The organism is Roseibium aggregatum IAM 12614 (genome assembly GCF_000168975.1).
GTDB classification, from domain to species: domain Bacteria; phylum Pseudomonadota; class Alphaproteobacteria; order Rhizobiales; family Stappiaceae; genus Roseibium; species Roseibium aggregatum.
In genome coordinates this window covers 15,072-27,313 of sequence record NZ_AAUW01000028.1, presented here as the reverse complement: position 1 = coordinate 27,313, position 12,242 = coordinate 15,072, and the positions used below count along the sequence as shown (strand labels likewise).

At 60.6% G+C, this 12,242-nt stretch carries 11 protein-coding genes; 5 read left to right on the top strand and 6 right to left on the bottom strand.

Features of this window, described 5'->3' with window-relative positions; translation table 11 throughout:
• Window positions 1-47: 47 nt before the first annotated feature.
• Window positions 48-1,262, bottom strand: a complete 1,215-nt coding sequence (locus SIAM614_RS27910) for a vWA domain-containing protein (protein ID WP_006939789.1) — start codon at window positions 1,260-1,262, stop codon at window positions 48-50.
• A 50-nt stretch (window positions 1,263-1,312) separates the two neighbouring features.
• Window positions 1,313-2,245 (bottom strand): AAA family ATPase, encoded by a 933-nt coding sequence (locus SIAM614_RS27905; protein WP_006939788.1) that lies wholly within the window; start codon window positions 2,243-2,245, stop codon window positions 1,313-1,315.
• 163 nt (window positions 2,246-2,408) lie between these two features.
• On the opposite strand from SIAM614_RS27905, the gene SIAM614_RS27900 reads away from it, so the two are divergent.
• Window positions 2,409-2,756 (top strand): c-type cytochrome, encoded by a 348-nt coding sequence (locus SIAM614_RS27900; protein WP_006939787.1) that lies wholly within the window; start codon window positions 2,409-2,411, stop codon window positions 2,754-2,756.
• 147 nt (window positions 2,757-2,903) lie between these two features.
• On the top strand, window positions 2,904-3,176 hold the full coding sequence (locus SIAM614_RS27895) for an usg protein (protein ID WP_031269297.1): 273 nt from the start codon (window positions 2,904-2,906) through the stop codon (window positions 3,174-3,176).
• 17 nt (window positions 3,177-3,193) lie between these two features.
• On the opposite strand, the gene SIAM614_RS27890 is transcribed toward SIAM614_RS27895, so the two are convergent.
• Both SIAM614_RS27890 and SIAM614_RS27885 read right to left on the bottom strand, forming a co-directional pair.
• Window positions 3,194-4,003, bottom strand: a complete 810-nt coding sequence (locus tag SIAM614_RS27890) for a tRNA1(Val) (adenine(37)-N6)-methyltransferase (protein ID WP_006939785.1) — start codon at window positions 4,001-4,003, stop codon at window positions 3,194-3,196.
• Between the two features lies 1 nt (window position 4,004).
• Window positions 4,005-4,241, bottom strand: a complete 237-nt coding sequence (locus tag SIAM614_RS27885; protein WP_006939784.1) for a putative signal transducing protein — start codon at window positions 4,239-4,241, stop codon at window positions 4,005-4,007.
• Window positions 4,242-4,415: 174 nt separating this feature from the next.
• On the opposite strand from SIAM614_RS27885, the gene SIAM614_RS27880 reads away from it, so the two are divergent.
• Window positions 4,416-5,432 carry a polyprenyl synthetase family protein gene (locus SIAM614_RS27880; protein ID WP_006939783.1) on the top strand — a complete coding sequence of 339 codons (1,017 nt, stop codon included), beginning with the start codon at window positions 4,416-4,418 and terminating at the stop codon, window positions 5,430-5,432.
• A 97-nt stretch (window positions 5,433-5,529) separates the two neighbouring features.
• Here SIAM614_RS27880 and SIAM614_RS27875 read toward each other — a convergent pair whose 3' ends face one another.
• Both SIAM614_RS27875 and SIAM614_RS27870 read right to left on the bottom strand, forming a co-directional pair.
• Complete coding sequence (locus SIAM614_RS27875) at window positions 5,530-6,411, bottom strand: 4-(cytidine 5'-diphospho)-2-C-methyl-D-erythritol kinase (RefSeq protein ID WP_040441351.1); 882 nt, start codon at window positions 6,409-6,411, stop codon at window positions 5,530-5,532.
• 13 nt (window positions 6,412-6,424) lie between these two features.
• Complete coding sequence (locus SIAM614_RS27870; RefSeq protein WP_006939781.1) at window positions 6,425-8,212, bottom strand: tetratricopeptide repeat protein; 1,788 nt, start codon at window positions 8,210-8,212, stop codon at window positions 6,425-6,427.
• A gap of 324 nt (window positions 8,213-8,536) precedes the next feature.
• On the opposite strand from SIAM614_RS27870, the gene ppdK reads away from it, so the two are divergent.
• Window positions 8,537-11,209, top strand: coding sequence for a pyruvate, phosphate dikinase (gene ppdK / locus SIAM614_RS27865; RefSeq protein ID WP_006939779.1), 2,673 nt, complete (start codon window positions 8,537-8,539; stop codon window positions 11,207-11,209).
• Between the two features lie 41 nt (window positions 11,210-11,250).
• Window positions 11,251-12,207 carry an ArgK/MeaB family GTPase gene (locus tag SIAM614_RS27860; protein WP_006939778.1) on the top strand — a complete coding sequence of 319 codons (957 nt, stop codon included), beginning with the start codon at window positions 11,251-11,253 and terminating at the stop codon, window positions 12,205-12,207.
• Window positions 12,208-12,242 lie beyond the last annotated feature (35 nt).

The window sequence follows — 12,242 nt, the reverse complement described above, 5'->3', positions numbered from 1 at the left end:
ACAGATCGCGCGATGGTTTCCGCTCGAGCGGTACTGTGTCGTAGGTCTCACGATTTCAGCCAACGCCTCGGATTGGCGCTGCTGTCGCGGCCACCGGATCCGGACAAGGCGGCGACAAGGTCGGCGACCGCGTCGAGCGAATGAACCGCTCTGAATTCATCCACATTCGGCAGCATGGCGCGGATACCCTTCGCCTTTGCCTCGAAACCTTCGAAACGGAGCAGGGGATTGAGCCAGATGAGGCGGCGGCAGGAGCGGTGCAGGCGGTCGATCTCGCGTTCCAGGTCCTCGTCGGTATCCCGCTCCAATCCATCGGTTATCAGAAGCACGGTCGGTTGACCGGTCAGAACGCGGCGCGACCAATGCCGGTTGAAATCGTGCAGCGCAGAGGCGATGCGCGTACCGCCCGACCAGTCTTCCACGCCCGACGAGCAGGCTTCCAGGGCCTCGTCAGGATCCTTCATGCGCAGTTGCCTTGTGACGTTCGTCAGGCGTGTGCCAAACAGGAATGTGTGCACGTCGCGCCGCTCCACCGTCAGGCCGTGGAGAAAATGCAGCAACAGCCGGGAGTATTGGCTCATCGATCCGGAAATATCGCAAAGGGCGACAAGAGGCGGGCGTTTTTCCGCCGGCTTGCGGAATTTCAGGTCGATGATGTCACCCCCCGCTCGCATGGAGGCGCGCAAGGTGCGGCGCGGATCGACCTTGCCTCTGGCGGCCGGCTTCAGGCGGCGAAGCCGGATCTTGTCCATCGGCATCGTCATGGCCCGAAGCGCTCGCTTGGCTTCGGTAATTTCATCCGAGGTCATCTGCGCAAAGTCCTTGGACTGCAGCAATTCCTTGCCGGAAACCGTGAACTTTGCATCGATCTCGATCTGCGGTACGGTTTCCTCGGTAACCCGTTCCTGCGCTGCCTGAAACGCCTGGGAAACGCGCGTCTGCCCGGCCTTGGGTTTTTCAGGAGCTCCCCTCGGCGGCGCGACCGGAGACAGGATCGCCAGCATCTTTTCAATCAGGCCGCGGCTTTGCCAGTAGATCCGGAAAGCCTCGTCGAACAGGACCTTCTGTTCGCGCTTGCGCACGAATACGGCATGCAGTGTCCAGTAGAGATCTTCCCGGCTTTCGATACCGGAGACTTCCACGGCCGCCACCGCATCAACAACGGAGGCGGGGCCGACGGGAACACCTGCCTTGCGCAGTGTTCGCGCGAAATAGACGATGTTGTCCGTGATCCGTGACCGCAGCTCAGGAGAGGTTGGCATAGCGACCTCCCGTCAGCGTGCGATGGAACCCTTGCATGTGTGTCACCGTTTCAAACCGCCGGCATGGATTGCTGGTGCGGGGCGTCCTTGCGGATCTCATCGATCATCTGACGCACTTTCGAGCCGCGGACACGTTCGATGTCGTCCTGGTATTTCAGCAGGACACCAAGCGTGTCGGATGCCATGTCCGGATCTAGCGCCATTTCGTTGAGTTCGGAAAGGGCTGTCGCCCAGTCCAGCGTTTCGGCGACACCCGGCTGCTTGAAGAGATCCTCGTCAGCCCGCAGTTTCTGCACGAAGGCCACCACTTCGCTGGCAAGGCGCTGGGCGGCGCCGGGAACCTTGCGGCGGACAATCTCCAGTTCGCGCTCGGCATCGGGGTAGTCGACCCAGTGGTAGAGACAGCGCCGCTTCAGGGCGTCGTGGATTTCCCGCGTGCGGTTGGTCGTGATGATGACGATGGGCGGTTCGGCCGCCTTGATGGTGCCGAGCTCGGGAATGGTTACCTGGTTGTCCGCCAGAACTTCCAGAAGGAAGGCCTCGAAGGCTTCATCCGCCCGGTCGAGTTCGTCGATAAGGAACACTGGCGCACCGGACAAGGAGGGTTCCAGTGCCTGCAGCACGGGACGCTTGATCAGGAAGCGCTCGTCGAAGATCGACTTGGAAAGCTCGGAATGTTCGGTGTCGCCGGCCGCTTCCGCGACACGGATTTCCACCATCTGCGCAGGATAGTTCCATTCATAGACGGCAGAGGCGACATCAAGGCCTTCGTAGCATTGCAGACGGATCAGGTCGCGACCGAGAGTGGCGGAAAGGACCTTGGCTATTTCCGTCTTGCCGACACCGGCTTCGCCTTCCAGAAACAGCGGGCGTTTCATCTTCAGGGCCAGATGCAGAACGGTGGCAAGCGACCGGTCGGCCACATAGCCCGCCTGATCCATCAAGGCGAGAGTTTCGTCAATGGAAGCCGGCAGCTGTTTCATGTTTCCTCCGGTGAACGGGTGATTACCCCGGTTATATAGGGAGACAGGGGTGAAGAACATTGGTTCTGGAGGCAGATTATCCCCGGTCACCGTGTTCCCCCTAATGGGTTTCTGTTTCCGAACCTTCTATAAAAGCGAAACTGATTCAAGGGAGGGAAGAAGAGTGTCGCGCTGCAAGCCGTTTTTGGGTCTCGCCGTTGTCCTGTTCGCAACATCGTCGGTTCTGGCATCTGACGGAGCTTATCCGACTGATCCGGTAAGCGTTGCAACCGGCCGGGAACTGGCCGAGATCCATTGTGCGATGTGCCACGCGGTCGGCAAGGACGACCAGAGTGCACAGGCCGGCGCACCCGCCTTTCGCGACCTTGCCAGCCGTTATCCGCTGGAAAGTCTTGAAGAACCTTTGGCAGAAGGCATCGTCACAGCGCATGACAACATGCCGGAAATTGCCTTCGAACCGGATGACATTGACGCCTTTCTGGGGTATCTGACCTCCATCCAGAAGAAATGACCGGAATTGCAGCGTGCCGAACCTGTTGTTAGCAGGCTCGCGTGAGTGCTGCTAAAGTTCTGTTTTTAAACAGTAAATATCCAAAAGTTGGGTTTGGTTAACCTGATTTCCGTGACAATCTTTCTTTGCACAGAAGAAAGGATTGGCATGAAAACCAGCTCTGACTTTGAAAAGCGCCTGCTTGGCTATGGACTGATGACGGCGGAAATCCTCTACCGTCTGCCCGATCATCCCAAGTTGCTGCAAAGCTTCTTGTGGCAAACGGAAGATCTGGCCCCCAAATTTCCCGAACTGACCCGGTTTCTGGTGTTCTGGGAACGGGAAATAGAAGGCCGCATCCACTCCGTGCGCGTTGCACATCAGACCCTGATCTCGCCGGTGGATTTCCGCTATGCGGACGGGGAGATCGTGGTGCACTGAGTGCGGTGGTGAAGGGATCAGCGCGCGCTGAGACCAAGTCCTTCGCCATCACGCATGACAGCTTTTGACTGAGGGGTGAAATCGGATCCGTCCCCCTCATGCAAAACGAACCCCGGCATCAGCCGCAAGGGGGCCTTGCTCGCGCGGATGGCGCGCAGCAGAACGCGTGTTGCCGCCGCTTCCGGCCTCGGACGCAGCGGAATGACTTCAATTGCGCCGAACCGGCCCTTGAGAACGCTCAACAGCTCCTGCAGCCCGTCGGCCCGGAAGATCACGGTCAGGCTGCCACCTTCCTTGACAATATCCGTTGCGGTTTTCGCCCAGGGCTCCAGTCCCCGGTCGTCCAGCATATGCGCGCCTGCGCGGGCCGAATTGGGCGATGCCCGGAAGCGGTCCGCCTCGTAGTAAGGCGGGTTCATGATGGCGTGGTCTGCGAGCGCAGGCGTGAGACCGGCAGCGTGGCGCACGCTTCCCTTGGCCGTAATGTCGGCCTCCAGAAGAGAGACGCGGTCCGAAAAGGCCCGGTTGGCAGGGTCTTCCAGCCCACGGCGGGCGAGGGCGAGCACGGTCTCGTCGATGTCGACCAGCGTTACTTTAATCTCCGGCAAGCGCGCTGCGGCGCAAAACCCGGCTGTGCCGACGCCTGCACCAAGGTCGACGACATGTCCCCTGGTGCCATCCGGCAGGGCTGCTGCCAGATAGACCGCGTCGAGACCCGCCCGGTGGCGGCCGCGTTTGGGCTGATGCACATAGACCTTGCCGCCGAGAAAGGCGTCATGGGTCGTTTCCTGAGAGGGGCTGCCGGCGCTGTCCGTTGGGGCGTTCATGTCAGGTCTGGCCGCTTTCCGGGCGCAGCTCATGTTCCAGACCGGCGTCCCGTACCAGCTTGCGCGCGACCTGGATCTGGTCTGAATCGACCAGGATGCGGCGCGGGATCATGGCCAGAGAGCCTTCGAGAATGCTCATGTTGCCGTCTGCGACAAAATGTTTGATGCCGGCTTCTTCGAGAATCGATTCCAGAAACGAAATCAGGACGGGATCGTTGGTTCTGACAAGTTCTTCCATAAGATTCCCGGCGTTAGCGGTCCATGTCCAGCGGCTGGACGAAGTGTCCTGCCCGAACGGTTTACAGCAAAACCTGCTGATTGCGGCATTTCAACAGTTTGTCAATGGATTGGCGGCTTGCCCCGGAGGCGTTCGCACCATATTGTCCGCACAAATATTCAGGGAGTGCCATTAGTGGCCGTTGTTGCAACATATACAGACGATCTGCCGCGCCGTCCGAGCATTCAGCCGCTCGTCGATCTGGTGTCCGGCGGCATGGGCGAGGTCAACGAGCTGATCCTGTCGAAGGCAGGATCGAATGTTGAATTGATCCCCGAAATCGCCAAGCACCTGATCTCCTCCGGCGGCAAGAGGCTCCGGCCCATGCTGACGCTCGCCTGCGCGGACATGTTCGGCTACCAGGGCGATGGCCATGTAACGCTGGCCGCCAGTGTGGAATTCATGCACACCGCCACGCTGCTGCATGACGATGTTGTCGACGAGAGCGATATGCGCCGGGGCAAGCTTGCCGCGCGCAAGCTCTGGGGCAACCAGGCCAGCGTGCTTGTGGGCGATTATCTGCTTGGTCAGGCCTTCAAGATGATGGTCGATGTCGGTTCGCTGGAAGCGTTGCGCATTCTGTCCACGGCGTCCGCCGTCATTGCGGAAGGCGAAGTGCTGCAGCTTGGCGCTGCCAAAAATATCGCCACCACCGAAGCAGACTATCTGCGGGTGATCGAGGCAAAGACAGCGGCCCTGTTTGCTGCCGCCGCTGAAGTCGGCCCGGTGATTGCCGGACAGTCGGCCGAAATGAAGCGTGCCGCGAGAACCTATGGTATGGAACTCGGCTACGCGTTCCAGCTCGTTGATGATGCGCTTGATTATGGCGGGTCCTCGGCGGACCTCGGCAAGGACGTCGGTGACGATTTCCGCGAAGGCAAGATCACCTTGCCGGTGGTGCTGGCCGTTGCCCGTGGAACGGATGCCGATCGCGATTTCTGGAGACGTTGCCTGGAAGGCGAGGAAATCCAGGATGGCGATCTGGAACAGGCCATCGAGCTTTTGAACAAATACGACGCCCTGTCCGAAACGATCGAACGGGCCAAGGACTATGGCAACAAAGCCCTTGCGGCTCTGGATACGCTGCCGTCAGGCGCACATAGCGACGCCCTGGGCGATGCTGTTGCCTTCTGCATTTCCCGTGTGAGCTGACGCTTACAAGCCCTTGTTTCCTTGTGAAAATAAAGAGCCGCCATTTTTCGAAATGGCGGCTTTTTTCCTGACCTTTACCGGTTGAAACAGTGTGGCTTCAAGAAAGTGGCCCGGAGGCGATCCACCAGTCTGGATGGGCGGAGCGCAACGTGCGTTCGATCTCCATGGCGTCCTTCAGTTCGCACAGGCCGAAACAGGTCGCGCCGGAGCCCGACATCCTTGCAAGGTCGATGCGAGGCTCGGCTTCCAGTTCGGACAGTACCTGACCGATTTCCGGACACAGGCTCTTGGCTGCGTCCTGCAGGTCGTTGCGGCAAGTCTCCAGATAAGCGACCAGGGAGGCGAGCGTCTCGAACTTTTCCGGCATGAGATCCATGGGGGCATTGTCCCGACGCTCCATGGCCTTGAAGACTTCCGGTGTTGAAACACCGACCCGAGGGTTCACAAGAACGATACCGCAAGCCGGAAGGTCGGGACCGGTGCTGAGATCACCGCCAATGCCGCGCATGATCTGGGGTTCCGGGAACAGGCAAACCGGAACATCCGCGCCGAGTGTCAGCGCCAGAGCGTGCAGGTCTTCGTCGGCAAGGTAGGTTCCGGTGAGGTCTTCCAGGAGCCGCAAGGTTGTTGCCGCATCGGTAGAGCCGCCGCCGATGCCGGAAGCGACGGGCAGGCGTTTGGTCAGGGTCAGGCGGACCTTCGGAACATCGATACCGGCCTTTTCCGCAAAGCTTCGCACCGCTTTCAGGATGAGGTTGTCTTCGACCGGACCGGTCAGATCCCGTGCGAACGGGCCTTCAACGCGCAGATCAAGCTCGTCGGCAGCTTCGATGGCAAGCCTGTCGCCGATCTGCGGGAAGACCACGAGCGAATCCAGCAGGTGATAGCCGTCTGGTTGCCGGCCCGTGATATGCAGTGCCAAATTGACCTTGGCCCGGGCCAGTTCCACCCGGGAGGAAGACTTTGAGGCGAGGGCCATGGCAGTTGTCCGGTTAGCCGCCGTTCTTGCCGTTTTCGGCTTTGGCAGCGTCTGTGCCTGGAACCTCCTGCAGCCCATCTGCAATCTTTTCGAGGATCTTCGGCAGTTCTTCCGCGGTCGGTCCGAGGTCACGGGCGTGGTTCCACTGGAAACGCGCCTCGTTGCGGCGGCCGACCATCCAATAGGCATCGCCCAGGTGATCGTTTATGACCGGATCGGCCGGGCGCAGCTCGATAGCCCGCTCCAGTTCCTTCACCGCTTCCTCGTACCGTCCGAGGCGGAAATAAACCCAGCCAAGGCTGTCGACGATATAGCCGTCCGTCGGCCGCAGTTCGACCGCCTTCTGGATCATGCCCAGGGCTTCATCGAGCTTGAGGCCCTGATCGACCAGGGAATAGCCGAGATAGTTCAGTACAAGCGGCTGATCTTCGTTGAGTTCAAGCGCCTTGCGGAAATCGGCCTCCGCCAGTTCCCATTTCCCCAGTCTTTCGCGGGCGATGCCGCGGAAGTACAGCAGCAGCCAGTGCTGGCTTTCCAGGTCGGAAATGGTGTCGAGGCCCTTGGTGTAGGCCGTCTCCGCTTCGTCATAGATCTCGTGCGCGCGCAGGATGTTGCCAAGCGCAATCACGGCTTCAAGATCCGACGGATCCTGTTTGATCAGCTCTTCCAGATGGCTGCGGGCTTCGTCCAACATGTCCAGGGCGTTGTAGTTCATGCCGACCTGAATTTCGGCCTCACGCTTGAGCACGCTGTCTTCCGGCACCATCATCAGGGCTTCGATTGCCCGATCCGGCTGTTCCATACGTTCGAAGACGCTGCCAAGGGCAATGGCCGCGAATTCGGCCTTGGGATCCAGATAAAGCGCGAGTTGAAGATAAGAGGTGGAGAGTTCTTCACCGCCGTCACGGCCGATCACCGCGCCAAGGCCATAAAGGATTTCCGCCATGCCCGCGGCCGGGTCGGTGACCATCGGCGGGATGATCTCGCCGCTGGTGATGGCCTCGCGGGTCTGGTCGAGCTTGGGATGACCGCGGAACTGCTCGTCGTATTGATCGAGCACATCAAGCGCTTCTTTCTGGCGTCCGTTTGCAGCCAGAAGACGGGTATAGGCGTCCACCACGCGCAGGGCGCCCTGGTCGACGGCATAGGCACTTTCGGCGGCTTCCAGCGCTTCCTTGTTGCGGCCCGCGGCAAACAGCAGATGCGCCTTGTGGGTCGACTTGAACACCTCGAACCAGTCCGGTCCTTCAAGCCCGTCAATCAAGGCGACGGCTTCGTCGATCTTGCCGCTGCCGTAAAGGGTCCAGGCGCGGGAAATGCCGATGGAAAGCTGGGCGAGCGGGCCGTTGCGGCCGCGTTCCAACTCTTCGTTGGCTTTGTCATAGCGGCCGTCCAGCATTTCCTGTGCGCCGAGCGTGAGCTGGGCGAGGAAATTCTGCAGGCCGGCGCTTTCCAGTTCCTTGGAATAGACGACGGCCTGTTCGACGTCGCCATTCGCCAGCTTCAGGAGAAAGGTGCGCTCCAGCAGCATGGTGTTGCTGGGATCGGCCGCCAGGGTTTCTTCATAGAATGCAGCAGCCTGTGCGTAGTCTTTCTGAAAACCAGCAAGCCGTCCCGACAGATAGCTGCCGGACAGGGTGAATGGCAGATCGGACGGTGTGCCAAGGGTTTCCACCTCGGTGCTTGTTTCAGCAAGAGCCGTCGCAGGAAGAAGGGCGAGTACACTGACCAGCGCAAGCAGTTTCTGGCGGAGCGGATTGCGAGCCCTGGTCGAAACGGCACCGGTCGGATTTGTCATCATTGTTCGCACTTCTATCCCTGAATCTGATGGATTTACTGCTTATTGCTTTTGACAATGGCGTCTTTAAGGCTGACCGGCAAGGCGGCCGGGATAACTTTCTGCGGGTTTAAATCCATTTGATTTTGCCCAACGTCAAAAATGCTAAGACTTACGACCAATCATAATCGCTTTCGCGGAAAAAGGGCTTGAAGACAAGCAGTTGCCGTAGCAGGAATGTGCAGTGCAAAAAGATCGGGCAAGTGCGTTCCGGTCAATGCCGGAATGATAATGCGAGTTGGCTGCGTGAGATGAGCCGCAGATCGAACTAGGCGAGGAGAGTGTCAGATGACCAAGTGGGTCTACAGTTTCGGCAATGGTGCTGCAGAAGGTGCTGCGGAGATGCGTAATCTTCTCGGTGGGAAGGGCGCGAACCTTGCTGAAATGAGCAGCCTGGGTCTGCCCGTGCCGCCCGGCTTCACCATCACCACGGAAGTCTGCACCTGGTACTACGAGCATGAGAAATCCTATCCGGACACGCTGACGGCCCAGGTTGCCGAAGCGCTGGAGAAAGTTGGCGAGGCAACCAATCGCAAGTTTGGCGATCCGCAGCGGCCGCTGCTGGTTTCGGTGCGCTCCGGCGCCCGTGTTTCCATGCCCGGCATGATGGATACTGTCCTCAACCTTGGCCTCAACGACCAGACGGTGGAAGCCATCGCGCGCGAAGCGGGCGACCGGCGCTTTGCCTACGACAGCTACCGCCGCTTCATCCAGATGTACTCCGACGTGGTTCTGGGGCTCGATCATCACGAGTTCGAAGAAATTCTGGAAGAGTACAAGGAACGCAACGAACTGACGCTCGATACGCAAATCGATGCGGATGCCTGGCTAGGCATCATCGAAAAATTCAAGGCTCTGGTGGAAGAAGAGCTGGAAAAGCCGTTCCCACAGGATCCGCAGGAGCAGCTCTGGGGCGCCATCGGCGCCGTGTTCAGTTCCTGGATGGTGCCGCGTGCCGTGACCTATCGCCGCCTGCATGATCTGCCGTCGTCCTGGGGCACGGCTGTCAACGTTCAGGCCATGGTCTTCGGCAACATGGGCGAAAGCTCTGCCACCGGTGTTGCCTTCACGCGCAATCCGTCCACCGGCGAAAACGCCCTTTATGGCGAGTTCCTGGTCAACGCCCAGGGCGAGGACGTGGTTGCCGGTATCCGCACGCCGCAGGACATTACCGAGAAGGCCCGCATCGAGGCAGGCTCTTCCAGCCCGTCGCTGGAAGCGCTGATGCCGGAGGCCTTTGCCGAATTCCAGACCTACTGCGCCAGACTGGAAGCACATTACCGGGACATGCAGGATCTGGAATTCACCATCGAAAAGGGCAAGCTCTGGATGCTGCAGACCCGGTCTGGCAAGCGCACCGCCAAGGCGGCGCTGAAGATCGCGGTCGACATGGTGGCGGAAGGGCTGCTGGGTGAGGAAGAGGCCATTGGCCGTGTTGAACCGGCCGCGCTCGATCAGCTCCTGCACCCGACCATCGACCCGAAAGCAAAGCGCGACGTGATCACCACGGGCCTGCCGGCATCGCCCGGCGCTGCGTCCGGTGCCATCGTCTTTTCCTCTGACGAAGCGGAAAAGGCCAAGTCGGAAGGCCGGAAGGTCATCCTCGTGCGGGTCGAGACCAGCCCGGAGGACATTCACGGCATGCATGCGGCCGAAGGCATCCTGACCAGCCGAGGCGGCATGACCAGCCACGCGGCCGTGGTTGCCCGCGGCATGGGCAAGCCTTGCGTCGCCGGGGCAGGGATGCTGCGCATCGACTACCGCAACGGCCTGATCAACGCTGCCGGCCGGCAGCTCAGGGAAGGGGACATCATCACCATTGATGGTGCCACCGGTCAGGTTCTCGTCGGCGAAGTCGAGATGCTGCAGCCGACCCTGTCGGGCGATTTCGGAACGCTGATGGGCTGGGCCGACAAGGGGCGGCGCATGCGCGTGCGCACCAACGCAGAAACCCCGCAGGATGCCAAGGTGGCCCGCGAGTTCGGCGCCGAGGGCATTGGCCTTTGCCGCACCGAGCACATGTTCTTCGAGGGCGAGCGAATCGTTGCCGTGCGCGAGATGATCCTGGCAGACACGGAAGCCGGACGCCGCACAGCACTTGCCAAACTGCTGCCCATGCAGCGGCAGGACTTTACCGAGCTCTTCGAGATCATGCACGGGCTGCCGGTGACGATCCGCCTCCTGGACCCGCCGCTGCATGAGTTCCTGCCGAAATCGGAAGAGGAACTGGCGGACGTCGCGAAAGCCATGGGCGCCGATCCGGAGCTGCTGCGCGACCGCGCGCTGGCGCTGGAGGAATTCAACCCCATGCTTGGCCATCGCGGCTGCCGCCTGCTGGTTTCCTATCCGGAAATCGCTGAAATGCAGGCACGGGCGATCTTCGAGGCAGCTATCGAAGCGGCGAAGAAGACCGGCGCTCCTGTGGTTCCGGAAATCATGGTTCCGCTGGTTGGCCTCAAGGGAGAACTCGACCTCGTGCGCCAGAGCATCGAGGCCATGGCAAAAGCGGTAATGAGCGAAACGGGCGAGGAACTCACCTATCAGATCGGCACCATGGTGGAACTGCCGCGCGCCGCGCTGAAGGCGGCGGAAATCGCCCAGTCCGCCGAGTTCTTCTCCTTCGGCACCAACGACCTGACGCAGACCACCTTCGGTATCTCGCGCGACGATGCTGCTTCGTTCCTCGGAACCTATCAGGCGCGCGGTCTTCTGGAGCAGGACCCGTTCGTCTCGCTCGATCAGGAAGGCGTGGGCGAACTCATCAAGATCGGCGTCGAACGTGGCCGGTCCACCCGTCCCGATATCAAGCTTGGCATCTGCGGTGAACATGGCGGCGATCCGGCGTCCATTTCCTTCTGCGAAAGCGTCGGTCTGGACTATGTCTCCTGTTCGCCGTTCCGCGTGCCGATTGCCCGGCTGGCGGCCGCGCAGGCAGCCTTGAAGTTCAAGTCCGGAAGCTGAATGAGGCGGGGAAGGCCCGTCGGGAAGACAGGGAGTGCACTGTGAGCGATGCCTACCCCAAGCTGGACGCCTTGCGTGCGGGTGGCAAGAGGCAGCTCTCACGTGTGCTCAGCCGGCTGGAAAGCCAGGCCGAAGATGCGGAAACCGCAGCTTTTCTCGATAAGGCAGCCGGTGAAGCCACCGCAAAGGTGCTTGGCCTCACCGGTCCTCCCGGGGTGGGAAAATCCAGTCTGACGGATGCTCTCATCAAGGCGTGCCGGGCGGCGGGGCAAACCGTGGCGGTGCTCGCCATCGATCCGTCATCCACGGTGACAGGTGGTGCGCTTCTGGGCGACCGCACCCGATTGAAAACCGACCCTGCCGATGACGGTGTCTTCGTGCGCTCCATGGCTGCGCGTGACCGCCTTGGCGGCCTGTCAGATCATGCCGTTGCGGCGATTGCCGTTCTCAGGTGCGTGTGCGATTGCGTGATCGTTGAAACAGTCGGCATTGGCCAGTCGGAAGGCGATCTGAAACAGGCTGTCGATACGGTTGTGCTGTGTATTCAGCCGGGATCGGGCGACAGTCTTCAGTTCATGAAGGCCGGCATCATGGAGTTGCCGGACATCGTGGCCGTCACCAAGGCCGATATGGGCCCGCTTGCGCGTCGGGCCGCCTCTGACGTTGCCGGCGCCTTGTCGCTCAGCGACACAGGCGGCACGAACGGGTGGACGGTCCCGGTGTGCGAAGTCTCCGCGCAAACCCTCCGCGGTGTTGACGAACTGACCGGGCATTGGGAGCGCCATCATGCCCATATCGCGTCAGGCGATGCCTTGCAGAGGAAACGGAAAACCCAGCATGTCGCCTGGTTCAAGGATATGGTGCGCACCGAGTTCGGCCATGCGGGACTGAAGCTGGCCGCTGATGCAGGGCAGGACTGGCTGACATCGGCCGAGACGGCCCCTTTCGCAAGCTTTCATGGCTTTGCCGCCAAACTCAGGCCGCTGCTTGGTGTTTGAGCCCGGAACCACAGAGGTGTTTCCGGGGTATCTCA

Coding starts and splice junctions, on each gene's coding strand:
- SIAM614_RS27875 (WP_040441351.1), bottom strand. CDS start 6,411: ATGGCCCTCGCCTCAAAGTCTTCCTCCCGGGTGGAACTGGCCCGGGCC.
- SIAM614_RS27870 (WP_006939781.1), bottom strand. CDS start 8,212: ATGATGACAAATCCGACCGGTGCCGTTTCGACCAGGGCTCGCAATCCG.
- SIAM614_RS27885 (WP_006939784.1), bottom strand. CDS start 4,241: ATGGAAGAACTTGTCAGAACCAACGATCCCGTCCTGATTTCGTTTCTG.
- SIAM614_RS27890 (WP_006939785.1), bottom strand. CDS start 4,003: ATGAACGCCCCAACGGACAGCGCCGGCAGCCCCTCTCAGGAAACGACC.
- ppdK (WP_006939779.1), top strand. CDS start 8,537: ATGACCAAGTGGGTCTACAGTTTCGGCAATGGTGCTGCAGAAGGTGCT.
- SIAM614_RS27910 (WP_006939789.1), bottom strand. CDS start 1,262: ATGCCAACCTCTCCTGAGCTGCGGTCACGGATCACGGACAACATCGTC.
- SIAM614_RS27895 (WP_031269297.1), top strand. CDS start 2,904: ATGAAAACCAGCTCTGACTTTGAAAAGCGCCTGCTTGGCTATGGACTG.
- SIAM614_RS27905 (WP_006939788.1), bottom strand. CDS start 2,245: ATGAAACAGCTGCCGGCTTCCATTGACGAAACTCTCGCCTTGATGGAT.